Source organism: Halomonas hibernica (genome assembly GCF_013183775.1).
GTDB classification, from domain to species: Bacteria; Pseudomonadota; Gammaproteobacteria; order Pseudomonadales; family Halomonadaceae; genus Vreelandella; species Vreelandella citrativorans.
Map to the genome: position 1 here is coordinate 116,514 of NZ_VIFN01000009.1, position 22,781 is coordinate 139,294.

At 54.4% G+C, this 22,781-nt stretch carries 18 protein-coding genes; 7 read left to right on the forward strand and 11 right to left on the reverse strand.

Annotation, left to right across the window (positions count from 1 at the left end; genetic code table 11):
• Window positions 1–172: 172 nt before the first annotated feature.
• Window positions 173–2,548 carry a phosphoenolpyruvate synthase gene (ppsA, locus tag FKN99_RS13935; RefSeq protein WP_172118448.1) on the forward strand — a complete coding sequence of 792 codons (2,376 nt, stop codon included), beginning with the start codon at window positions 173–175 and terminating at the stop codon, window positions 2,546–2,548.
• A gap of 119 nt (window positions 2,549–2,667) precedes the next feature.
• The gene (ggt, locus tag FKN99_RS13940) at window positions 2,668–4,458 is read left to right on the forward strand and encodes a gamma-glutamyltransferase (protein ID WP_172118449.1); all 1,791 of its coding nucleotides are present in this window, start codon (window positions 2,668–2,670) and stop codon (window positions 4,456–4,458) included.
• Window positions 4,459–4,508: 50 nt separating this feature from the next.
• Here ggt and FKN99_RS13945 read toward each other — a convergent pair whose 3' ends face one another.
• Together FKN99_RS13945 and acnB are read right to left on the reverse strand one after the other, a co-directional pair.
• Entirely contained in the window at window positions 4,509–6,395 is a 1,887-nt protein-coding gene (locus tag FKN99_RS13945; protein ID WP_172118450.1) for a glycerophosphodiester phosphodiesterase family protein, read from the reverse strand.
• Window positions 6,396–6,579: 184 nt separating this feature from the next.
• A complete protein-coding gene (gene acnB / locus FKN99_RS13950; protein ID WP_172118451.1) occupies window positions 6,580–9,183 on the reverse strand; it encodes a bifunctional aconitate hydratase 2/2-methylisocitrate dehydratase in 2,604 nt (867 codons plus the stop codon).
• 172 nt (window positions 9,184–9,355) lie between these two features.
• On the opposite strand from acnB, the gene FKN99_RS13955 reads away from it, so the two are divergent.
• The 3 genes from FKN99_RS13955 to FKN99_RS13965 all read left to right on the forward strand — a co-directional run bounded on the left by FKN99_RS13955 (window position 9,356) and on the right by FKN99_RS13965 (window position 14,288).
• Complete coding sequence (locus FKN99_RS13955; protein WP_172118452.1) at window positions 9,356–9,523, forward strand: hypothetical protein; 168 nt, start codon at window positions 9,356–9,358, stop codon at window positions 9,521–9,523.
• Between the two features lie 178 nt (window positions 9,524–9,701).
• Window positions 9,702–10,358: a tRNA-(ms[2]io[6]A)-hydroxylase gene (miaE, locus tag FKN99_RS13960; protein WP_087107350.1), complete on the forward strand. Its 657-nt coding sequence runs from the start codon at window positions 9,702–9,704 to the stop codon at window positions 10,356–10,358.
• Between the two features lie 30 nt (window positions 10,359–10,388).
• Window positions 10,389–14,288, forward strand: a complete 3,900-nt coding sequence (locus tag FKN99_RS13965) for an AAA family ATPase (protein WP_172118453.1) — start codon at window positions 10,389–10,391, stop codon at window positions 14,286–14,288.
• Window positions 14,289–14,291: 3 nt separating this feature from the next.
• Here FKN99_RS13965 and FKN99_RS13970 read toward each other — a convergent pair whose 3' ends face one another.
• The 4 genes from FKN99_RS13970 to queC are packed head-to-tail and all read right to left on the reverse strand — an operon-like array spanning window position 14,292 to window position 16,760.
• A complete protein-coding gene (locus FKN99_RS13970) occupies window positions 14,292–14,576 on the reverse strand; it encodes a YkgJ family cysteine cluster protein (protein WP_172118454.1) in 285 nt (94 codons plus the stop codon).
• Window positions 14,573–15,406 (reverse strand): 6-carboxytetrahydropterin synthase, encoded by an 834-nt coding sequence (locus FKN99_RS13975; RefSeq protein ID WP_172118455.1) that lies wholly within the window; start codon window positions 15,404–15,406, stop codon window positions 14,573–14,575. Before FKN99_RS13975 ends, FKN99_RS13970 begins: the two co-directional genes overlap by 4 nt.
• The gene (gene queE / locus FKN99_RS13980) at window positions 15,406–16,050 is read right to left on the reverse strand and encodes a 7-carboxy-7-deazaguanine synthase (protein ID WP_172118456.1); all 645 of its coding nucleotides are present in this window, start codon (window positions 16,048–16,050) and stop codon (window positions 15,406–15,408) included. The genes FKN99_RS13975 and queE overlap by 1 nt, the downstream gene beginning before the upstream one ends.
• A complete protein-coding gene (queC, locus tag FKN99_RS13985; RefSeq protein WP_172118457.1) occupies window positions 16,050–16,760 on the reverse strand; it encodes a 7-cyano-7-deazaguanine synthase QueC in 711 nt (236 codons plus the stop codon). The genes queE and queC overlap by 1 nt, the downstream gene beginning before the upstream one ends.
• A 276-nt stretch (window positions 16,761–17,036) precedes the next feature.
• Between queC and FKN99_RS13990 the strand changes: the two genes are divergently transcribed.
• Both FKN99_RS13990 and FKN99_RS13995 read left to right on the forward strand, forming a co-directional pair.
• On the forward strand, window positions 17,037–17,453 hold the full coding sequence (locus FKN99_RS13990; protein WP_172118458.1) for an SRPBCC family protein: 417 nt from the start codon (window positions 17,037–17,039) through the stop codon (window positions 17,451–17,453).
• Window positions 17,446–18,111, forward strand: coding sequence for a VTT domain-containing protein (locus FKN99_RS13995; RefSeq protein ID WP_172118459.1), 666 nt, complete (start codon window positions 17,446–17,448; stop codon window positions 18,109–18,111). The genes FKN99_RS13990 and FKN99_RS13995 overlap by 8 nt, the downstream gene beginning before the upstream one ends.
• Here the strand turns inward: FKN99_RS13995 and FKN99_RS14000 are convergent.
• The 5 genes from FKN99_RS14000 to FKN99_RS14020 all read right to left on the reverse strand — a co-directional run bounded on the left by FKN99_RS14000 (window position 18,108) and on the right by FKN99_RS14020 (window position 22,598).
• Window positions 18,108–18,347 carry a DUF2789 domain-containing protein gene (locus tag FKN99_RS14000; RefSeq protein ID WP_172118460.1) on the reverse strand — a complete coding sequence of 80 codons (240 nt, stop codon included), beginning with the start codon at window positions 18,345–18,347 and terminating at the stop codon, window positions 18,108–18,110. The genes FKN99_RS13995 and FKN99_RS14000 overlap by 4 nt on opposite strands.
• 69 nt (window positions 18,348–18,416) lie before the next feature.
• Entirely contained in the window at window positions 18,417–19,487 is a 1,071-nt protein-coding gene (locus tag FKN99_RS14005; protein ID WP_172118461.1) for an asparaginase, read from the reverse strand.
• A 66-nt stretch (window positions 19,488–19,553) separates the two neighbouring features.
• Entirely contained in the window at window positions 19,554–20,753 is a 1,200-nt protein-coding gene (locus tag FKN99_RS14010) for an MFS transporter (protein ID WP_172118462.1), read from the reverse strand.
• Between the two features lie 9 nt (window positions 20,754–20,762).
• Entirely contained in the window at window positions 20,763–21,266 is a 504-nt protein-coding gene (locus FKN99_RS14015) for a hypothetical protein (protein ID WP_087107329.1), read from the reverse strand.
• Window positions 21,267–21,344: 78 nt separating this feature from the next.
• On the reverse strand, window positions 21,345–22,598 hold the full coding sequence (locus FKN99_RS14020) for a DEAD/DEAH box helicase (RefSeq protein WP_172118463.1): 1,254 nt from the start codon (window positions 22,596–22,598) through the stop codon (window positions 21,345–21,347).
• Between the last annotated feature and the right edge of the window lie 183 nt (window positions 22,599–22,781).

The window sequence follows — 22,781 nt, forward strand, 5'->3', positions numbered from 1 at the left end:
ACAACGCCCCAGGCGACTACATAAACTGCCCGTATACGCCTTATGTTGTAAAAATCCTCCACTCCCTTCGCTATTAGACCAATGGCGAATAGGGTGGCACGGTGATAGGGTGACACGATCAATGATTGGCGATCTAAAAGATTGCATCAACGTCTTAAAGCGAGGGGGTTGCGTGGAAGAGTACATTCTGTGGTTCGATCAGTTAGGTATGGCCGACGTCGAACGCGTGGGTGGTAAAAACGCCTCGCTGGGCGAGATGATTTCCAATCTGTCAGGTGCCGGGGTAACCGTACCGGGTGGATTTGCCACTACGGCTCACGCATATCGTGAATTTCTCTCTCATGAAGGGCTTAACGAGCGCATTAACAGCACGCTATCGCGCCTGGACGTTGATGATGTTAAAGCACTGGCCGAAGCGGGTACTAATATTCGCCAATGGGTTATTGATACGCCGCTGCCGCCCGCTTTTGAAAGTGCGCTGCGTCAGGCCTATGAGCAACTGCAGGAGCAGCACCCTCAGCTGAAAGTAGCGGTGCGCAGCTCGGCAACCGCGGAAGACCTGCCGGATGCCTCTTTTGCGGGCCAGCAGGAAACTTTCCTGAATATCGAAGGTTTCGATAACATCAAACGCGCTGTACACGAGGTGTTTGCCTCGCTGTTTAATGATCGCGCAATTTCTTACCGCGTTCACCGTGGCTACGCCCACGAAAACGTCGCGCTGTCAGCGGGTGTTCAAAAAATGGTGCGCTCTGAGACGGGTGCCTCTGGGGTCATGTTTACCCTGGATACCGAATCAGGCTACCGCGATGCTGTCTTTGTGACTGCCTCGTGGGGGCTGGGCGAAACGGTTGTGCAAGGTGCTGTCAACCCTGATGAGTTTTATGTTCATAAGGGCACGTTAGCCGCTGGCCGCCCGGCGGTTTTACGGCGTAACCTGGGTTCCAAGCTCATCAAGATGGTTTACGGCCAGGAAACCAGCGCCGGTAAATCCGTCGACACCGTTGATGTGCCGCTTAATCAGCGTAATCGTTTCTGTATTAGCGACCAGCAGGTGATGGATCTTGCCCGTCAGGCGGTGACGATTGAGCAGCACTACGAGCGCCCCATGGATATTGAGTGGGCGCTTGATGGTGACGACGGTAAGCTTTATATCGTGCAGGCACGCCCTGAAACGGTGGTCTCGCAGCAGGAAGGCGGCAAGTTAGAGCGTTTCCAGCTGCGCGAGAAGGGCCGTACCCTGATTACCGGCCGGGCGATTGGTCAGCGCATTGGCCGCGGCACGGTCAAAGTGGTCATGAGTCCGGAAGATATGGATAAGGTTCTTGACGGTGACATTCTGGTGACCGACATGACGGATCCAGACTGGGAGCCCATTATGAAGCGGGCTTCAGCCATTGTTACCAACCGTGGTGGGCGTACCTGCCATGCGGCGATTATTGCTCGTGAGCTGGGCATTCCGGCGGTGGTTGGGTGTGGTGACGCTACACAGCAGCTCAGAGAAGGCACCGATGTCACCGTTTCCTGTGCCGAAGGTGACACCGGCCACGTTTATGATGGCCTGCTGGATTTTGACTGCAAGGTTTCAAGCGTCGATGCCATGCCTGAAATCCCATTCAAGATTATGATGAACGTGGGCAACCCTGATCGCGCATTTGGATTTGCCAGCCTGCCTAACGCAGGCGTAGGGCTTGCCCGGCTTGAGTTCATCATCAATCGCATGATTGGCGTTCACCCTAAGGCACTGCTGGATTACGCAACGCTGCCAGCTGACTTGCAGCAGGTGATTGACCTTCGTACCGCGGGCTATACCGACCCGGTAACTTTCTACGTGGACAAGCTGGTGGAAGGTATTTCCACGTTGGCGGCGGCCTTTTACCCTCAGCGGGTTATCGTGCGTTTGTCTGACTTCAAGTCCAACGAGTACGAAAACCTGATTGGCGGTAAGCTTTACGAGCCGGGCGAAGAGAATCCCATGTTGGGCTTCCGTGGGGCTTCGCGGTATATCTCGGAAGCTTTCCGGCCCTGCTTCGAGCTTGAGTGTCGCGCCTTAAAATACGTACGCGACGAGATGGGGCTTGATAACGTCGAAATCATGGTGCCCTTTGTACGCACCACTGATGAAGCCAAGCAGGTGGTTGATCTGTTGGCAGAAAACGGCTTGAAGCGCGGCGATGCAAGCGGGCTGAAAGTGATCATGATGTGCGAGCTACCTGCTAATGCATTGTTGGCTGAAGAATTTCTTGAACACTTCGACGGTTTCTCAATCGGCTCTAACGATCTTACGCAGTTAACGCTGGGGCTGGACCGTGACTCAGGCATCGTGGCGCATCTGTTTGATGAGCGTAATGCGGCGGTGAAAAAATTGTTGGCAATGGCTATTCAGGCTTGTAAAGCCCAAGGCAAATATGTGGGTATTTGTGGGCAAGGGCCCTCAGATCATCCTGAATTGGCTAAGTGGTTGATGGAGCAGGGGATTGATTCGGTATCCCTCAACCCTGATGCAGTACTTGAGACGTGGTTTATGTTGGCAGGCGAGACAATCACCTAACGTCGATCTGTAAACCGCTATTTTGCGCCCGGCCATTGTGCCGGGCGCATGCGTTTTATAGGCTACTCTGTTGTGTGGTTACTTACTTGATATTTCCCAGGATGCGAGAGGGCAGTGTAATGTCCCCAAAAAGGATTAAATTAGCACTATCAGGATTGCTGTTAGTGCCGGTCTATAGCTTTGGGTTTAGCTATGAAACCCCCTCTATAACGCCAGAAGTTGGGTCGGGGTATGAGGAAAAACCCGGCTGGGCGGCGGAGTCGTTTGCAGTCGCGGCGGCTAACCCGTTGGCAACGGATGCAGGCTACCAAGTGTTGGCAAATGGTGGCAATGCCATTGACGCTGCTATCGCTGTGCAAATGGTGTTAACACTGGTCGAGCCCCAGTCCAGCGGCATTGGCGGTGGCGCTTTTTTAATGTTCTATGATGGCTCAAACGTTCAGGCTTACGACGGCCGAGAGACAGCGCCTGGTGCGGTGACAGGGGAGCTGTTCATGGAAAATGGCGAGCCGCTGCCCTTTGCAGATGCGGTAGCCAGTGGACTTTCTGTTGGTGTGCCAGGCACGGTGCGAATGTTGGAACAGGCGCATAAAGAGCACGGCCAGTTGGCTTGGGAGGCGCTTTTTGAACCCGCTATTACGCTTGCCGAGGAAGGGTTTGCCGTTAGTCAACGGCTGCACACCAGCCTTGCCAATGATGAAGCGTTACGTAGTGACCCGCTCGCCGAGAACTTCTATTACCAGCCTAACGGCGAGCCGCTAGCGGTTGGCGACACGTTAAAAAACCCGGCGTTGGCGAGCATATTACGCCAAATTGCGACCAACGGCAGCGCGGCCTTTTATGAGGGCGGCATTGCTGAGGATTTAGTAAATCGTGTACAGAACCATCCGGTGCGGCCAGGCAGCATGACCCTTGAGGATGTTAGCGGCTACCAGACAATTGAGCGGGAACCGCTGTGTACGCCATGGCAACAGTGGGAAGTGTGCGGATTCCCTCCGCCTTCGTCTGGGCATATTACCATTATGCAAATACTGGGTCTTTTAGATCAGCAGCCGTTGTTGGAAGCACCCTTGGATAACGGCGTATCCAGCAGCGGTTGGCTGCATCAGTTTTTGGAGGCTTCTCGGCTGGCCTTCGCTGATCGTGGACGTTATATCGCGGACCCTGAGTTCGTAGAGGCGCCGGGAGGCGACTGGTCATTAATGCTGGCGCCTGACTATCTTTCAGAGCGTAGTAAGTTAATTGGCGACACCAGCATGGGCGATAGTGCGGAGCCAGGAAACCCTGGTGAGCTTGACGTTAGCTTTGCCTCACAGCCGGATCAGCCGGAATACGGCACTAGCCATATCAGTATTATTGATGCTGAAGGCAATGCCGTGGCGATGACCACGTCTATTGAGCAGGCGTTTGGTTCGCGCATCCTTGCCGATGGAGGAACCGGGCTGCCGGGTGGGTACCTGCTTAATAACGAGTTGACCGACTTTTCGTTTACCCCAGAGGTGGACGGCGAGCTGGTTGCTAATCAGGTTGAGCCTGGCAAGCGCCCGCGTTCAAGCATGAGCCCAACACTCGTCTTCGATAAAGAGTCGGGCGAATTAGTGGCAAGCCTGGGATCGCCGGGTGGTGCGGCTATTATTCATTACACCGCCCGCACGTTAGTTGCGATGCGTGATTGGGGGATGAGTGCACAAGAAGCGCTCAATTTGCCTCACGCCATTACCATGGGAGGCGATGTTTATTTGGAAGAGGGAGGCTTCCCGGAAGCGACCCTGGAAGTGCTTGAGGAGTACGGTCATACCATCAGTGAAAGAGAGCTAACCAGTGGGCTTCAGGCTATCCGTAGGCTGGAGGATGGGACGCTGTTTGGCGGTGCCGACCCGCGTCGCGAAGGCGTTGTTATGGGCGATTGATCCCACTTGGCTTTACGAAATGAGCTGTCAGTGGCGTGTTTAAGTACACGTCACTGACGTAGCCAATTGCGCAGCTTCACCAACAGAAGTTCCCCATCGCTTAACGCTCGCCGCTCTTCAATCAATTCACGTAAACGCTCGGGATAGTCGGTAATAATCGCATCAACCCCTAAATCGATCAGTGTGGACATTCTTGCCCGGTCATTAACTGTCCAGGCATGTATCTCATAGCCATAAAGCGCTGCAAGACGCACTTCCTCTGCTGTAATACGGTTATGGCGAAGCCCCAGGGCATCGAAGCTTTGACGGTCCAGCGTGCCTGGCAGGATTAATTGTGCCAGCAGTGTGACGCGTAGCTCAGGCGCCTGGCGTTTGATGTGGGCAGTTAGGGCGGGCGTCATCGTGGCTACCCGCATCTCCAGCATTGCATTGGGAAAGCCGCATTCTCTATACGCTGTTATAGGATGACTGCTTTTAGCCCAGCAGGCATAGCGCATATCGGTTTCAGCACGCAGCAGGGCAATGACTGCATCAGCAAGTGCTTGTTCCTCGCCGGGCAGCGCTTTCATGTCGATCATCAACCCGGCATGGCCACGCACGCGTTCGAGTACCTCGTCCAGGCCTGCGATAGGCTCGTTTTGAAAAGCATCACCGAACCAACTGCCTATGTCGTACTGACTAAGCTCTTCACGCGTTAAGTCGCCGAATTCTCTGTTATCACCGGTTAATCTTGCCAGACTCCGGTCATGGTAAATCATGACCTGCCCATCGGCGGATAAGCGAACATCCAGCTCTACGGCGTCAGCCTTATCGACGATGGCCTGGTCAACCGCGGCCAGGGTGTTTTCGGGGGCGACCATTGAACTACCACGGTGCGCGAACACCTTTACATTGTCGCGTAGCTCAAAACTATTCAGAATCCACCAGGCTTGTAAGGCGGCCAGTAGCAATACGCTAAGTTCAACCGCCCAGGCAAATCGGCCCGGGAGGACGATTTTTGATGGAGGAGCAGGGCGCATCTTGTGATGCGCTAACTGAAGGTACAAACAAGCAGAAAGCAGTGCGTTAGCCGCAATACCGATAAAGGTAACGGCGAGGGTTAGCAGCAGATAGCCTGTTAAATAGGCAAACATGATGGGAATTAGAAACGCATTGTGTTCTGGCAACCACCAGAGAAGCGGCGTCACCAGTGCATCAAAGGCGATGGTGGTGATAACAGGTAGCGCAATAATGAGCAGTAGCAGGATGAGCACGGCCGCGCCAATGGAGCGGTGCCAGCCTTTGGTTAAATGAAAACTGCGCGTCAAGGCGCGTAACGGGCTGCAGTTATCAAGTGCCACTAACGGAAGCGCCAACAGCCAACGCAGATAAAGCCAGGCCGCTAAGCTTAGCCAGGCCACCACAAGCGGCAGCGCGCAGGCAATAAAGTACCAAAGCACTGGCGGCATGACGCGCTGTAAATAGTAAGGATCCAGGCCGCTTAGCCAAACACTATAAAGCCATGCAAGTGCGGCCATGAAAGGGGCCAGCAGTAAAAGGTGCGTGCCTACCTGTAACACGACTAATCCTGCCAGTGCGGGGAGGCGACGAACGCTTAACCAGAGTGCATCAAAGGCTAACCGGTAATGATTGCCGTGAGGCCGAACGGCGACCTGGAGCATACCAGCCTGTTGCCAGTAAAGAATGAGAAAGGTGAAAACCAGGCCGACCAGCATGCAAGCTAGGCCCAAGGGGCTAAACAGCAGGCTGATCAGCTCGTCATTAGTAATCACTGTACGCTTTAACTGAGCGAGCAGACCTTGGGTTATCCACCCAATCACGGGTAATAACAGGGCAGAGGCAAGTAAGGTAAAAAACAAATGATAGGCGATCAAGGGGCGTAGATGATCGCGCAGTGTCTTCATTAAGGCCGAGCCAAGATGTGTCAGTGGCTGCATTGTCTTTTTAAATCATAAGGATGAACTAACAGAGTGGCAGTATCCGGAAGCCCTCGCAAGTCGCCGACATCTTGCGGTAATAAAAACGCCCCACAACGAGAGGTTGTGGGGCGTTCGGTCATCGTCTCAGAATTAACGAAACTTCATTAAGTCTGTGATGGTGCGAGCATCGGCGATAGGGCGGTTACGCTTCTTGAGCAACCGGAATCACGTTTGAGGCGATTTTCTGATACTCCTCAATTTCGTGGAAGTTCATATAACGATAGATCTCTCCTGCCATGGCGTCAAATTCACTCATGTAACGCTGATACTCTTCAACGCTTGGCAGGCGACCTTCCACCGCGGCAACCGCGGCGAGTTCCGCCGAGGCAAGGTACACGTTGGCACCATCGCCCAGACGGTTCGGGAAGTTACGTGTAGACGTAGACACAACGGTGCTTTTTGCCGCAACGCGTGCCTGGTTACCCATACACAGCGAGCATCCCGGCATTTCCATACGCGCACCGGCACGACCATAAATGCCGTAGTAACCCTCTTCGGTCAGCTGGTGCTGATCCATTTTGGTCGGCGGTGCCAGCCACAGGCGAGTTTTGAGGCTGCCTGCAGGCTGCTTTTCAAGTAATTTACCCGCTGCACGGAAATGACCAATGTTGGTCATGCACGAGCCGATAAATACTTCATCAATCTTTTCGCCCGCAACGTCTGACAGTAAACGAGCGTCGTCAGGATCGTTAGGTGCGCAAAGCACGGGCTCTTTAATTTCGGACAAATCGATTTCGATGACTTCGGCGTATTCGGCATCCGCATCGGCACGCATCAGGCTCGGGTCGGCAAGCCACGCTTCCATACCCTCGATACGACGGCTGATAGTACGCTCATCGCCATAGCCGTTGGCAATCATCCACTTCAGCAGTGTGATGTTGGATTTCAAGTACTCGGTCACACTCTCGTCAGACAGCGTAATAGTACAGCCAGCGGCAGAGCGCTCAGCAGAGGCGTCGGAAAGCTCAAACGCCTGCTCGACCGTTAAGTCTTCAAGACCTTCAATTTCCAGTACGCGGCCAGAGAACGCATTCTTCTTGTTGGCCTTGTCAACGGTCAGAAGACCTTGCTTGATGCCGTAAAGCGGAATGGCGTGAACCAGGTCACGCAGGGTAACGCCAGGCTGGCGCTTGCCTTTAAAGCGAACCAGTACGGATTCCGGCATATCCAGCGGCATAACGCCGGTGGCAGCAGCAAAAGCTACTAGGCCAGAACCAGCCGGGAACGAGATGCCCAGCGGGAAGCGAGTGTGCGAGTCGCCACCGGTACCTACTGTGTCTGGCAGCAGCATGCGGTTCAGCCAGCTGTGGATGATGCCGTCGCCAGGACGCAGCGATACACCGCCGCGGTTCATAATGAAGTCAGGCAGCGTGTGGTGAGTGTCTACGTCCACCGGCTTCGGATAGGCCGCCGTGTGGCAGAATGACTGCATCACCAAGTCCGCTTGGAAGCCCAGGCAAGCCAGGTCTTTCAGCTCATCACGCGTCATCGGGCCAGTGGTATCCTGGGAGCCGACGGTGGACATTTTGGGCTCGCAGTACATCCCCGGACGAACGCCTTCCAGGCCGCACGCCTTACCGACCATTTTCTGCGCTAGGGTAAAGCCCTTGCCGGTATCTTTGGGCTGTTCCGGTAGGCGGAATACGTCAGAAGGCTCAAGGCCAAGGGACTCACGTGCTTTGCCCGTCAGGCCGCGGCCGATGATCAGAGGAATACGGCCGCCAGCGCGTACTTCGTCAAGGATCAACTGCGTTTTCAACGCAAACGTGGTGAGCACTTCATCAGTGCCGTGCTTGCATACCTTGCCTTCGTAGGGGTAGACGTCAATGACATCGCCCATTTCCAGCTTTGATACGTCCAGTTCAATCGGGAGTGCGCCAGAATCTTCCATGGTGTTAAAGAAGATCGGAGCAATTTTGCTACCAAAACAGAAGCCGCCAGCGCGCTTGTTGGGAACGTAAGGGATATCGTCACCAAAGAACCACAGCACGGAGTTAGTGGCTGATTTACGTGAAGAGCCCGTACCCACAACATCACCGACATAAGCAACCGGGAAGCCTTTGGCTTTGACTTCTTCAATTTGCTTGAGCGGACCCATGGAGCCCGGTACTTCAGGCACAATGCCGTCACGCTCGTTTTTGAGCATGGCATTAGCGTGCAGCGGGATATCGGGGCGCGACCAGGCATCGGGTGCTGGTGACAGATCATCCGTGTTGGTTTCACCCGGCACCTTAAAGACGGTTAGGGTGATTTTTTCTTCTAAAGCAGGCTTGGAAAGGTACCACTCTGCTTCGGCCCAGGACTGAATAACGTCCTTGGCAACGCTGTTACCCTTTTTGGCACGCTCTTCAACATCATGAAAGGCATCAAACATCAGCAGGGTATGCTTGAGCTGTTCGCCGGCTTCACGTGTTAACTCTTCGTTATCCAACAGCTCTACCATGGAGACGATGTTGTAACCGCCTTGCATGGTGCCCAGCAGCTTAACCGCGTGGATTTTATCGATCAGCGGAGAGGTTGCTTCGCCCTTGGCGATGGCAGTAAGAAAGCCCGCTTTCACATAAGCGGCTTCATCGACGCCCGGCGGAACCCGGTTGGTGATCAGATCAAGAACAAATTCCTCTTCACCCGCCGGTGGGGTTTTTAGCAGCTCAATTAAGGCGGCAACTTGCTCGGCGTTTAGAGGCTTGGGTGGTACGCCTTCAGCGGCGCGTTCCTCGACATGTTGGCGATATGCTTCAAGCACGTTGGGGCCCTCTCATCTGCTTTATGGTGGCGAACACACATTTTCACGGTGTTTGAGCGTGCGCTCGGACACATGACATACGCTTGGAAACAGCGTCTGGTTGGATGGCACGGATTCTACGGCAAACTGTCGACAATGTTAAGAAGAAGGCGATAGGCAGGTGTTGTACTTTGTGTTGATACGCAAAAAATACCGCTTTAAAGGCCTGTATTTTGGCCGTTTGGGGCACTTTCTGGCAGGGTGTGGTGGGCCCGAGCACGCTAAAGGTGTGATTGCGGTTGCGCCGCGTTACCATGGCCTGGACGCTATAGCGTTACGGTTGCTTTCCAGGTTGAACTAACCTCACAGCGAAGCGTAGAGCGCCATTGTTGTTACTAATTAGCTATTACTATTAGCGGTGGCCAGCAATACGTACCCAAGAGACATGGCATGGCGTCGTTCTTGCGGGCCAGGAACGAGGTGAACGCTATCGGCGTTTAAATATTGTACAATTATGAAAAAATGCTCGGAAGAACGTTATGTCAATGCAATTGCCGGAATTAACACCCGCAGACCATAAGCTTCAAGCAGATGACTTGTTGCCCGAAAGTTTAAATGAATTTCTTGCCTGCATAACGCCCGACAGCTGGCTTAAATGGGCGCTAGATAACCCGGAAATACTGCTCGTTGACCACGCTCAGTGTGAGAAAAAGGCCGCCTCGACGGCCATGAGTTTGCTGTATCGTTATGTAGACCAACCTCTTTTATTGAGCAAAATGTCTCAGCTCGCCCGCGAAGAATTGCTGCACTTTGAGCAAGTTGTGGGTTTAATGGAGAAGCGCGGCGTTGAATACAAACATTTAACCGCTTCCCGGTACGCTGAGGGCCTGCGACGCCATGTGCGCAGCAATGATCCAGAGCGTCTTATTGATATCCTCATTATTGGCGCCTTAATAGAAGCACGCAGCTGCGAGCGTTTTGCTCGCTTGATTCCTTACCTGGATGAAGAGTTGGCTAAATTTTATCGCACGCTGGTTAAGTCCGAAGGGCGTCATTTTGAAGACTATCTACTGCTTGCGCAGCAGCAAACTAACGCTTCCATTGATGAAAGAATTGCTTTTTTTGTGGCCCGGGAAGCAGAGCTGATAACGTCACCCGATACGGCTTTTCGTTTTCATAGTGGTGTACCCGCTTAATACACCACTAGCCCAGGCAGGATATGTATCATGCGCGATACTCGTGAGTCTGATCAGCTAATCCTCTTTGGTCATTTTTCCCTCTCTCAGGGGGATGGTGTACTAACCCACTTTAGCTATGACAAAGTCAAAGCGCTGTTAGTCTACTTACTGCTTCACCGCCAGCCGGTGAACCGCTCGGTGCTCGCCGAGCTGTTATGGCCTGACCAAGGGCTTTCATCAGGCAGAACTAACTTGCGCCATGCTCTGCACTGCCTGCGTCATTCGCTCGGGGATAACGCTGATCACGTCTTGAAAGTGTCGCGCCAAACCATCGCTTTTAACCTGCCAGCGACTTGGCGCATCGATTTACATGAACTGCAGCAACTGCTGGAAGGCCCCCGCGAGCTAGCAACGCTCGAAGCGGTGCTGACCTGCTATCAAGGGGACCTCGTTGAGGAGCTCCAGCTAACCAGCTGTAGCGAATTTCAGCGGTGGCTCGTACAAGTGCGCAACGAATGGCGTCAGCGCGTCATTCGCTTTGCTGAGCAGGTCCTGGAAGCCCATGAGGATGCGCCAGATGTAATGCTTGAAGGCCTGGTAAGCCGCTTTTCTGGCTATGCACCTTTTCATGAGCGCTTGGTACGCCAGCTTGCCGAGCAGAGCCAAATCGCTGCTGCTCACGAGCAATACAATGGTTATTTACAGCTATTAGCGCTTTCGGGGCAGCAGCCTGAACCCAGTTTTTTACAGCTCGCAAGTTATTGGTCGGATGGGCCGCATGATCCTCGTGCCATGTCCCCTCAGGGCGCTTTTTCGCGCGTATTGGCAGCGGACAGCAAGCCGCTGCGCGACGATGAAATCGAGCTGCGCCAGCTCTCCGTGATGGCTATTCGGCTGCGCTTGAAGGGCGACTGGCAGGAGCGTGCAGCAGTGCGTAGCTGTCTGGGCCTGCAGCTGGAGTTACTGCGTTGGTTAGAGCAGCAGTGTCATCATCTGGGAGGGTTCTGGTTACCTGGGGCTACCGGAGGACTCGGGCTTGCCTGTTTTGGTACACATGGACCCGCACACCAACTTGCGGAGCTAGTAGCGCTTTACGAACACTGTCAACACGCGCTGCCGCAAGAGTCGGCGCGCCACTGGGAAGGGGAAGGTGAGCCGCCTTCCTTTGAGCTTGCCGCCGGGTTAAATAGCGGGCGGGTCGTCTATTTGGCAGAGCGTCAGCTAGCGGACCCGCTTGGTCAGGTGACGCAAGTTGCCTTGGAGCTAATGAGTGCGGCAGAGGGCAGTGAGCTGGTCATTTCTCAGGAGGCCAGCCAGCACATGCCCCCCGCGCTTGATCTACAGCCACGACTGGTGTCTCGGCTGGTGGCAAGCGATGGGCGTATTCGCCTGCGCGCGCTGGTCCTGGGGCAAAACGAGGGGGGGCGTGATGCGCTCCCGCCGAGCCTGGTGGGGCGTGAGGTCCCGCTGCGTACGCTCCGCGATGCCTTGGCGCGGGCGGGAATTGGGCTGCGCCAAAGCGTGCTTGTCCGAGGTGCTTCGGGCATGGGGAAATCTGCGCTCATGGTGGGGTTTCGTCAGCTTGAATTAAGTCGCGATGCCGCGATTTGTTGGCAGCCAACGACGCGATTATCCGTACTTGAACCTTACGGCATTGCCCGCAGCCTGGTGGCCTGGCATCTAAATGCGCCACCTGCGCTGGATACCTTGCATGCCATGCAAACAACGCTGGGCTTGGGGCTTTTAGAAAAGAGCCGACAGCACCTGCTTGAAGAGGCGCTTGGAGTTCGGGATGTTCAAGAGGTGGCGCAGCTTGCGCAAAACGGCGAGGCGGCGGAGCTGGTCGTACAGTTGTTACATCGCTTGATTGAGCAGAAAACCAGTGAGCGTACGCTGGTGCTAATGATTGATGATCTTCAATGGATTGATGAGCCCTCCTTTAAAGTGCTGGCAGGCCTTCAGGCGCGCTTGCCTATCAATACGGCGTTTATGCTGATTGCCAGTCACCATGGCCGTGAACCCTTTCCGATTAAGCTTCACTGGGACCAGCAGATCACGTTGGGTAAGTTGGACGTTCAGCAATCATCACGCCTGCTATCCCAGCTGTCACGCCGCTACCGCATACATTTAAGCCCCCGGCTGCGTAACCAGATCATAGAGCGGTGTGATGGCGTGCCGCTTTACATGCAGGAAATTTGCCGACGTCTGGACATGGACCGTCGCGAAGGGCGTAGTATCCAATTTGATGAGCTGCCGAAAGGGCTGCTGGGCTTGCTAGCCAGCCGTATTGATCAGTTGGAGGCCGACCGCGCTGTTGCCCACGTGGCGGCAGTGCTTGGCAAACGTTTCCGGCTGGATTTTTTGTTGGAGTGCAGCGGCTGGGAGCCCGCTCGATTAACGCAAGCGCTTGAGCATATGCGTCAGCTCGAGATCATTGAGCCCGTTAATAAAGAGCTCGGTGAGCAAGAGTGCCAGTTTAGCCATCAGCTTCTTCAGGAAGCCGCCTATCTCTCCTGCCCGCGCGATGTACGCGTCAAACTGCATCAGCAGGTCGTCACGCTAATTGAAGAGCGTTTCCCCATGTGGATTAGCCGCCATCCTGGCGACTTTGCTGCACACTTGCGTAGAAGCGGTCATTACGCACGCGGCGCACGCTATTTTGAGCTTTCTGCTCGCGAGGCGCTAAAGGTCAGTGCTAACCGAACGGCGTTGCGGATGGCCGACGCAGGGTTGGCAAGCTTGCGCCACGTTGAGCATGAGATAGAGCGCGAGGTTAGTCTGCTTACGGTACGTGGCCAGGCCGCATTTTCCCTGGAAGGACACGGCTCACCCATCGCTCATGAAAGTTTTGTTCGCGCCCGAGAGTTACTGCGTGAGTCCGGCAGCGATATGCTGGATGACCCTGAAGAGCTTGAGCAGGTCTTTCTGGTTAAGTGGGGGCTCTGGGTAGGGCGCAGCCAGCGCTATGCGCATGCCGATGCGTTTGCGCTTGCCTCGACGCTTGCGGATATCGCGGAGCGACTGGAAGACCCGCGCTATCGCCGTTTAGCGGATTATGCACGCGCTCAATGCGAGTACTGGGCAGGACGTATCCAGCAGGCCCACGATCATCTGGATGAAATTGATCCGCTCAATGCACAAATGATGATTGAGTGGTTACCGTTCTCTGATCACCCGCAGGTAACGGCAGCGTGTTTTCAAGGCTGGGCGCTCTGTTTACGGGGCGACTATCAGCGTGCAGAGCGGCAAGTATCGGCGGCGCTTCGGTTGGCGGAAAAAATTGGCCACCCGGGAACGCTGGCAATGTCGCTGTTATTCGCGGCTTCACTCTATCGTCAGTTAGGGCATGTGCACCTGGCAGCGCGCCAGGCGGAGAGGGCGGCAGCCATGACCGTCACGCCCGACTTGCAATTATGGCAAATCTCGGCCCAGGCGGTGTTGGGATGGCAGCGCGCGTTGGCAGGGGATCAAGGAGGACTTGCACAAATACGCGAAAGCCTTGAGCGGATGACCGAGCTTAAAGGGAGCGACCGCTACCAGCGCCCCTCACTATGGTATATCGATGCCTGTATTGAGCTGGGTGAGCTTGATGCCGCAGAAGACTATTTGGATCAATGCTTTGTGATCGCCCGCGAGCGTACCACGCTGTTTTTGCCTGAGCTAGCGACGCTGCTGGCGAGCGTTCGGCAGCAGCTTGGACATCCTGCGAACGAGGTTAGGGCGCTTGCCGAGATGGCCATCAGCCAATCCCGAGAGAATGGGAACCGCCACCAGGAGCTGGCGGCCCTTGAGTTATGGTTGATGCACATCGCGCCGGGCGACCTTAACGCCAAAGAGGCGTTCCGGCATTTGCTGAATGATGTTAGTCATAGTGATGCGCCGGTGCTGGTGCGTTGGGTGAGCCTGCTGGATCGTCGCTTGACCCAGCCTGCGGGTGTAGAAGGTTAGGGGTTATCCCGTTGCTGTTTCGAGGTGCGCAAGGGTGGCGAGCGCCTGATCACGGTGCTCGCCACAAACGCTGGCATCAAAGTTAAAGTTGGCGCAAACGGCGGGGCGGCTTGCATCGCCAAAAAGCCGACATAGATTCTGCTCATCCAACTGAATGCAGCGAACCCCAGCAGGCTTGCCTTGAGGCATCCCTGGAATCGGTGAGCTGATGGACGGCGCTATACAGCAAGCTCCGCAACCCGCCCGGCAGCCAGCGCTTTGCTTAACGATAATACCTGCCTCGCTCATGGCGTAAATTCCGCAAAGGCGCCTTTGTTAATCCCCTCGAATGCTTGAACGCGTGTGGCGTGGCCGCTTTCATCGGCGATGCTACGTGCCAGCCAGATGGCGATGTTCTCAACGGTAGTGGGGCCTGGCAATACCGCACAGCGGTCTGCTGGCAGGCGAATGGAAAAGTCTCCTTGGGCAGCCTGGTAACGACAGGTCAAGAACTCATCGTCCTGATGTTCAATATCCGCTTGCTCAAGTAGGTAGCGGTTATCCAGCCAGTGCGCCCAGCGAGCTTCCAGCTCAGGTTGGCGCGTGCCCGATTGCCAAATAGAGAGTCTGGAGCGGTGGCCGTGGGCAATACGTTGGCAGTTGCCCTGGTGCCGTTTAAGGCCATGGCTATAGCCGTAGGCTGCTCCGGTCGTAGCTTCATCACTTAACGTTAGCATGACACGGTCAACATTGACGGGGCGCTGTGCGGTCAACTCGCCACTTAAATACGCTGCTACCTCTTCAAGCGTAATAGATGCCCAGGGAAGCAGGCTAAAGGCTTCGACAGGCCCACGAACTTCCAGGGGATAAGGCGTTTCGGTGCGAACGCAGAGGCCTTCCTCGCAATCAGTAATGCTTACACTGGGCGCCTGCGTGGGCACCAGAAGCGTATGGTCGAGGCCGCTGTCCAGGGTGTGTTTGATCCAGGGCTTTACCTCGCCAAAATCAAATAGCATGCCGTCTTCACCCAAGGCGCCTTCAAGGAGCGCATCTACTTGCCAGCTGCAGCCGATGAGTCCGCGCGTCGGGCACCAAACAGAGACATCCATATGGGTTAACTGATTTACAAAGAGCGCCATTAGTCAAACCCTGCGATTTTGTGAATTTGAAGTGTAAGGCGCCATTGTGGGTTAGCCATACAGTAATCCGTTGCCTGGGCGATGGTGTCGGACTGTTGCCCTAACGGGCTTACATCCATGGGCTGCAAAAAGAAGTGAGTAAACGCAAGGTCTTCAAAGACCGGGGGCAACGCGTCAGCCTGCGGATAAACAAGTTTTAATTCATTTCCCTGCGTAATGACTAAAGGGTTACTACCTTTGGGGCTAACGCACAACCAATCAATACCGGGAGGGGGCCGCAACGTACCGTTCGTTTCAACGGCTACTTCAAAGCCCTGCTGGTGTAGCTTGTCAATTAACGGTGTATCCAGTTGGAGCAGAGGCTCGCCGCCGGTAAACACCACATAAGGGGTGGCATTCGCGCTACCTTTTGGCCAGAGCGCATTAATATGCGCAGCCAGCTCGGCCGCTGTCGCGAACTGCCCGCCGTTTTGTCCGTCAGTACCGATAAAATCGGTATCGCAAAAGGTACATTTTGCATGAGCGCGATCCACTTCACGGCCTGACCACAAATTGCAGCCACTAAAACGGCAAAAAACGCTGGCACGACCCGCTTGTGCGCCTTCGCCCTGTAGCGTGTAAAAGGCTTCTTTAACGTGATACATCAGCGACTCACCTGAACTGTCGCATCGTAAGCCAAGGGGTCGAGCACATTGTTAGCGGCAAAGGCCTCCAAGCGCTCTCGGCAGCTGCCGCACTGACCACACGCTAACGCACGTCCTTCATAACAGGTCCAGGTATGCTGGTAATCAAGCCCCATGGACAAGCCATCGCGTAAAATATCCGCTTTTGATGAGTAGAGGTAAGGGGCATGCAGCGTAACGTACTCAAAGTTGGCAATACCCGCCACGTGATTCATGGCATCGACAAACTCGGGGCGACAATCCGGGTATAAAACATGGTCACCGCCATGGGCGCCATAATCCACGCGCCCAGCGCCTATGTTGACCGCTTTGGCAATCGCCAGGGACAGTAAAATCATATTGCGATTGGGAACGACAGTGGCGCGCAAATTATCATCTGCGTAGTCACCCGTCGGCATGGCCTGGTCAGCGTTGGTCAGTGCGGAGTTATCGATCAAACCGTGAATGGCTCGAATGTCGACTATCTGGTGAGGAATACCCAACTGACGGCACACGTGCGTAGCCACATCCAGCTCGCGTGCGTGACGTTGACCATAGTCAAAAGATAGTGCGTGGACCTCCAGTCCTTCACGCAGTGCGCGGTGAAGCACCGTATAGGAGTCCATGCCGCCGGAATAGATAACCACCGTCGCTGTCGGTGACGTAGAAGGGAGAGAAAACGTACTGGACATAAATAGTGCTCGCTGTCGGAGAATTTTTCGTGCGCGATAAGGCTGCACGGAGTGCCGGGGTCCGGTCCGGGAGGGCGGCAGTTTACGCAATGAGAACGTATCTGACCAGCCGTAGTCTGAATGATCGTCTCTCCTTATTCGTCATTCCCGATAAATTGAGCAGCATGCTACGCTCATTGTTTTGCTAAGCTTATCGTTTCCGGCGGTTACAGATGGTGCTTCGGTTTACAGGTAGCTTAGCGGTTAACAGTTAGTTTTCAGCGGTTCGAGGGGATCATGGCCACCATAGAGCACAGTGAAATTGTTAAAGCATCACCTGAGCGCGTATTTGAGTTATTGCGCCGCGTGGAAGATTTTGCTGATTATTCTGATTTAATACGTTCCATTGATGTATTGGGGGACGATCGCTATCGCTGGCATGTTCGTGCAGTAGGTATGGACTGGGCATTTGATGTGGAAGTGACTGAGATTCAGGCGCCGCATACGCTGGCTTGGGAGTCGCTTGATGGGGTGAAAAATCAGGGGCGCTACCGGCTGCGTGAAGTACCAGAAGGAACGGAGGTATCACTCACGCTTGGTTATGAAATTCATAATCGCTTTATGGAAAAAGCCGTTAATAAAGCTGCGAAGCCGCTCGTAGGTAAAGTGAGTCGGCAAATTCTTGAACGTGTTGAGGCTAGGCTGAATGCGTAATGCCTTTCGTATTGTGTGGCGTTTGGCGATAGCCGTTGGCGTTATAGCCATACTGGCGTATGTGTGGTTTTGGCACTCGCCGGATTTAATGGCGGTCAGGCATACCGTTGACGAATGGACACATCATCCCGCAGTAGTGGTTGGGGTGGTTGTTCTTATGGCTGTTACCTTGGCCGCTGGGTTGCCCGGGAGTATTGGCTTTTGGCTAATCGCACCCTTTTACCCACCTGTAATTGCCACCATTATGCTGACACTTGGGAGCGTGGCGGGCGCGTTGGGTGGCCATCAGTTAGCGGCACGTACCCGTAGCGCATGGCAACCCAAAGGGCTAACCCTAAAAGTCATGCAAACGCTTCAGGACAGGGGAGATCTATTAACCCAGTGCGCACTTCGTGTCTTGCCGGGTTTTCCTCACGCGGTGATCAACTTTGCAGCTGGGCTATGCCGTGTGCCACTGTCGATTTTTCTTCTTGCGGCAACGCTAGGCCTATCGATTAAGTGGGGCGTATACAGCAGCGCTATTCATGGGGCGCTTGAAGCGATAGAGGAAGAAAATGCACTTCAGTTTGAGGTGCTTCTACCGCTTGTTGCTCTTACGGTACTATTGCTTGTCGGTGCTTGGGTCAAGCGCCGCTCGAAAGCGGCGCCAGCGCGTTAACTCCCTTGGTGCATGGCGACATCCAACTCGTCGACTAGCTCGGCCCAGTCAGCGTCGTCTTCAATGGCTTCACGAAGAAATTCCGCTTGGCCTTCATTCCAACAGGGCGCATCGGAAAGCACCATCTCTTTGGGTAAAGGGCGATGGCGCTTGATGAAAACTTCAATCGACTCAGCGTCTGATGGCAGGCCCAGTTGTTCGAAAAGATCACTAAAAAGATGTACCGGTTTTTCCATAATTACGGGCTCCGTCAACTGGTTAGCATTGATTAAACATAGCGTAAATTACGGATATCACCACGCTTATTAGCGTTCGCCGACTAATGAAGCGAGGAAGCGTTGCCGCTGTGTCTCTACATCAAGCGGTTGAGCCAAAAGATGGACCAGTTTGGTAAAGGTGGCTTCTGGTGTCATGGCATCGCCTGAGAGCACGCCTGCATCTGTTAACCCCTCGCCCGCAGCGTACGCTCCCATATGAATGCTGCCTTCAGGGCAAAGGCTTATCGCCGCTAGCAATTTCCCCTCACCGGCCGCGCTAGCCAGTACATTCAATAGGGCTGGATCGTTAGGCAGATTGCCCGCTCCCCACAACTGGATAACAGCGCCTTTAACGCGTGAATCTCCAAGCCAGGCTTCCAGTTGCCAAGCGGCCAAACCGGGCCAGAGCGCGATACGAACCACTTCGCCTTTATCCAACCCTTGGTAGCTGGGGAGTTCAAAGCGTGGCGCGCCACGCTGTTGAGAGGCAAGCCCACGGCTTGGGTAGTAAACAAAGTCATTGCCTACTCGCTCACCAAGTAGCGGGTAACCTGGAGAGGTGAAGGCTGTTAGTGCGTCACTGTGCAGCTTTATAGCTCGTACGCCACGCAATAACCGGTTTGCAAAATAAATAGCGACTTCCTGAAGCTCGGCGTTTGCCGCAAACCGCAGCGCGCCATGAATATTATCAAGAGCATCACTGTTGGGTGCTTCCAGGGGGCGCATTGCGCCGGTTACAACGACAGGGCGCTCTAGGCCTTGCAATTGATAGGCAAGGCTAGCGGCCGTCCAGCTAAGCGTATCGGTACCATGAATCACGACAAACCCTCGGTAATCCGTTAACCGGGTGGCGATGTCACTGGCTAACTGCTGCCACTGAAGTGGGGTCGCCGCGCTGGAATCAATCAGCGTGGTATAACTAATAACATCATAAGCAGGAAGCGATTGCTGTTGGGCAATGGGGAGCTGGCCAAGCGCGGTCGCCATGCGTTGGGCAAAGTTCGCGCCGGGAGTCAGCCCATTGGCACTTTGCTGCATGCCGATGGTGCCGCCCGTATAAATAACCAAAATGCGTTCGTGGGTGGGAGCCGTTGCGGTTAAAGGTGAGAAGCTACTCATCACGGATTTCCTGGCGTAAATATTTGAAGGCCAAGCACTAAAACTCCTGTTTGATTCCAGTGCAGGTTAGTAACGGTGAACCAGAAGCGTGCCGCTTTGATCGTCCAGCTGGCGCGTGCGGCCAGCCAACAGGGCGAATCCACAGCAAACACCTACCAACGAGATCAAAAGCCAGGCAATTTGGTCTGCATGAACGCCGGATTGGAGCAGCAAGCCGACACTAAAAGGCCCAATAGCGGCAATGGTATATCCTCCGCCTTGTACCAGGCCGGAAAGTTGTCCTGCAAGGCGTGATGTCGCTGTTCTTAATACCAGCAGGCTGAGGGCCAGGCTAAAACTGCCGCCTTGGCCAAGGCCTAACAAGATGGCGCCAGGCCATTTCCAGGCTAAGGGCGCTATAAGTAGCAGCCAAAGCCCTAGGGCCGTACTAAACAGTACAAGCAAGAGCGCCGGGCGCTGGTCTGACCCCATGCGGGCAAGCCAGGGTGCCCCCAAGGCTGAAACGAGTTGACACATGATCGAAATAGCCATTGTCCAACCCGCGCTGGCCTCATCATAGCCACGATCGACAAGCAGCGTTGGCAGCCATCCAAAAACGATATATGCCATGGATGATTGAATGCCCATGAACAGCATTACTTGCCACGTGAGCGGTTTGCGTAACAGTTTAAGAAGTCCCGAAGATGGCGGCTGAGGCATACCATGAGAGGAAGTCGAGGGCATTTGGCATTGCCAGAGAATCAGAGCAAATAGCGCCAGTAACGACCAGCTCATCAAACTTGCCTGCCAGCTGCCCAGCCACACTGTCAGCGGCACGCTAAATCCTGCTCCCAACGCGCCTCCCAGGCAGAGCGCCATCGTGTAGAGGCCCGTCAAAAGATCAGCACTTTCGGGTAGCTCGCGTTTCACCAGTGCGGGCAGTAGAGTGCCGCTAATGCCTATGGCGGCGCCCGCCATTGCGGAGCCTATAAACAGGACGCCGGGCAACGGTAAACCGCGTAGAATCAAACCTGCAGCCAACAGTAGTAGCGCAGCACTAAGCGCCCGCTCGCTGCCTAGCCGTTTTGCTAAAAGCGGCGCAATAGGAGCAGCCAAGCCTAAAAACAGCACGGGGAGTGTTGTCAGTACTCCCGCTGCCGCGGGTGAGAGCCCGGCAGCTTCCTGAAGACGCGTCAGCAAGGGGGCCACTGAGGAAAGGGCAGGGCGTAAATTTAGCCCCACCACAACCATCAGTAAAATAAAGGTAACGGAACGTCGAGATAGCATCAGTGCGGCCTACTTAAGATAAGGGCGTAAATCGCCGCGGACTGCATCCAGTAGCGTGATGAAGTGATAATCCTGTGGTGTTTCCATGGAGTCCACACGGACGCTAGTGCGCATACCTTGATTGATATCCAGCTTATCGAAAATCTCAAGTGTCACTTTCTGAGCAGGTTTATCACCTGGTGCCAGAATGCCATCTTCAAGGGTAAAGGTTTCGATTAACGTGGCGCGCACGCGGGTGCTGTTTTCTTCGCTGAGTACGCGGCGAATAAACAGCCAGCCTTCGCAAGGTAGCGCTACATTATCGTCACGCTCGCGTAGGAACAGCGTCCGGTAGCAAGCGCCTTCGTTAGCGGCTTTCTCCGCCATGCTGCGGTAGGCTTGTATGACCTGCTTTGAAGAGGCACGTGCATCTTCCAAGCGTTGCGCGATTCCCTGGTGTTCACGGCTAAGCTGTTCTTGGCGTTGAAAACTGAGCCACTGCCGATATTCATTAATAAGTTGAGAAGATGACATGATCGCTCCCTGATAATGTAGTAGCCAACGTAGTGGAATATGCGAGGGCATAACCTTCGCATATTCCTTGTTAGCAGGCTAGCGGCGTGCGCGCCGACGGCGCTCGCCGCTGCCATTTCCATTGTCGCTAGTTGGTTTGCGTCGTGCTTGAGGTTGGCGCTGGCGACGACCATTCTCAATGGGCTCTGGTTTGATCGTGGGATCTGGCTCAAACCCGGGCTCTATATGTTTGGGTAGGTTTTGCTTGATCAGCCGCTCAATATTGCCCAGCAAACCGTGCTCGTCCACACACACCAGTGATACTGCTTCACCATTGCTACCCGCTCGGCCTGTCCGGCCAATGCGGTGGACGTAGTCTTCCGCCACATTGGGCAGGTCGAAGTTAACCACGTGGGGAAGCTCGCTAATATCCAGCCCACGTGCGGCGATATCCGTCGCGACTAATACTTGCAAGTCACCACTTTTAAAAGCCCCCAGCGCACGGGTACGAGCGCCCTGACTTTTGTTGCCATGAATAGCCATGGCAGGGATATCCTGTTTTGAAAGCTGTTCGGCAAGCCGGTTGGCACCATGTTTAGTACGGGTGAAAACCAACACTTGGAACCAGCCGTGGCGCTGAATCAAATGCGCCAACAGCTCGCGCTTTTTTTCGCGGTCTACGCGATAAACCGCTTGGAGAATTTTCTCGGCGGTTGTGTTGCGTGGAGCCACTTCAATAAGGGCGGGGTTATTGAGCAACTGCTGCGCCAGCGTCTGAATTTCATTTGTAAACGTGGCGGAAAATAGCAGGTTTTGGCGCTGTTTGGGCACTAGGCGTAGTACACGTTTAATATCGTGAATAAAGCCCATATCCAACATGCGGTCGGCTTCATCAAGCACTAGAATTTCGATGGCTGAAAGGTCAACGTGGCCCTGCTGCTGAAGGTCCAGCAGGCGGCCAGGGGTGGCAATCAGTACGTCCAGGCCTGCTTTAAGTGCATCGACCTGAGGCTGTTGGCCTACACCACCAAAAATCGTGTGCGAGCGTAAAGAGAGATGCTTCCCATAGGTGGATACACTTTCACCTACCTGAGCAGCAAGCTCCCGAGTAGGCGTCAATACCAGCGCACGCACCTGGCGTTTGCCTGGCCGTTTTCCACCGGAAAGACGCTGTAGCATAGGTAGGGTAAAGCCTGCCGTTTTACCCGTGCCCGTTTGGGCGCTTGCGAGCAAGTCGCGACCTTCTAAAACGACAGGAATAGCCTTTAATTGGATAGGAGTAGGCTGGGTGTAGCCTTGCGCCGTAACGGCGTGTAATAAATCTTCTTGCAGACCAAGTTCAGAAAAGCTCATGCGTTCTCCGCAGCCACCTAACAAGGCAACAGCTGATTAAAAGCGTTGTTGCTAGGCGTAATTTTTCAAAAGACGAGAATGGTTATCGTCGCGACAGCAAAGCTTGCCAAGTCGCGATGATCGTTGATTAGCCACGTATGACCATAACGAAAAAAAGTGGTCAGTATGGAAGAGACGGGCATT

Bases quoted from the DNA above. Each gene is read 5' to 3' on its own strand.
- FKN99_RS14000 (WP_172118460.1), bottom strand. From the start codon at position 18,347: ATGGAAAAACCGGTACATCTTTTTAGTGATCTTTTCGAACAACTGGGC.
- FKN99_RS13975 (WP_172118455.1), bottom strand. From the start codon at position 15,406: ATGGCGCTCTTTGTAAATCAGTTAACCCATATGGATGTCTCTGTTTGG.
- FKN99_RS13945 (WP_172118450.1), bottom strand. From the start codon at position 6,395: ATGCAGCCACTGACACATCTTGGCTCGGCCTTAATGAAGACACTGCGC.
- FKN99_RS13965 (WP_172118453.1), top strand. From the start codon at position 10,389: ATGCGCGATACTCGTGAGTCTGATCAGCTAATCCTCTTTGGTCATTTT.
- FKN99_RS14005 (WP_172118461.1), bottom strand. From the start codon at position 19,487: ATGAGTAGCTTCTCACCTTTAACCGCAACGGCTCCCACCCACGAACGC.
- FKN99_RS13970 (WP_172118454.1), bottom strand. From the start codon at position 14,576: ATGAGCGAGGCAGGTATTATCGTTAAGCAAAGCGCTGGCTGCCGGGCG.
- FKN99_RS14015 (WP_087107329.1), bottom strand. From the start codon at position 21,266: ATGTCATCTTCTCAACTTATTAATGAATATCGGCAGTGGCTCAGTTTT.
- ggt (WP_172118449.1), top strand. From the start codon at position 2,668: ATGTCCCCAAAAAGGATTAAATTAGCACTATCAGGATTGCTGTTAGTG.
- FKN99_RS14020 (WP_172118463.1), bottom strand. From the start codon at position 22,598: ATGAGCTTTTCTGAACTTGGTCTGCAAGAAGATTTATTACACGCCGTT.
- miaE (WP_087107350.1), top strand. From the start codon at position 9,702: ATGTCAATGCAATTGCCGGAATTAACACCCGCAGACCATAAGCTTCAA.
- FKN99_RS13995 (WP_172118459.1), top strand. From the start codon at position 17,446: ATGCGTAATGCCTTTCGTATTGTGTGGCGTTTGGCGATAGCCGTTGGC.
- FKN99_RS13990 (WP_172118458.1), top strand. From the start codon at position 17,037: ATGGCCACCATAGAGCACAGTGAAATTGTTAAAGCATCACCTGAGCGC.
- FKN99_RS14010 (WP_172118462.1), bottom strand. From the start codon at position 20,753: ATGCTATCTCGACGTTCCGTTACCTTTATTTTACTGATGGTTGTGGTG.
- queE (WP_172118456.1), bottom strand. From the start codon at position 16,050: ATGTATCACGTTAAAGAAGCCTTTTACACGCTACAGGGCGAAGGCGCA.
- queC (WP_172118457.1), bottom strand. From the start codon at position 16,760: ATGTCCAGTACGTTTTCTCTCCCTTCTACGTCACCGACAGCGACGGTG.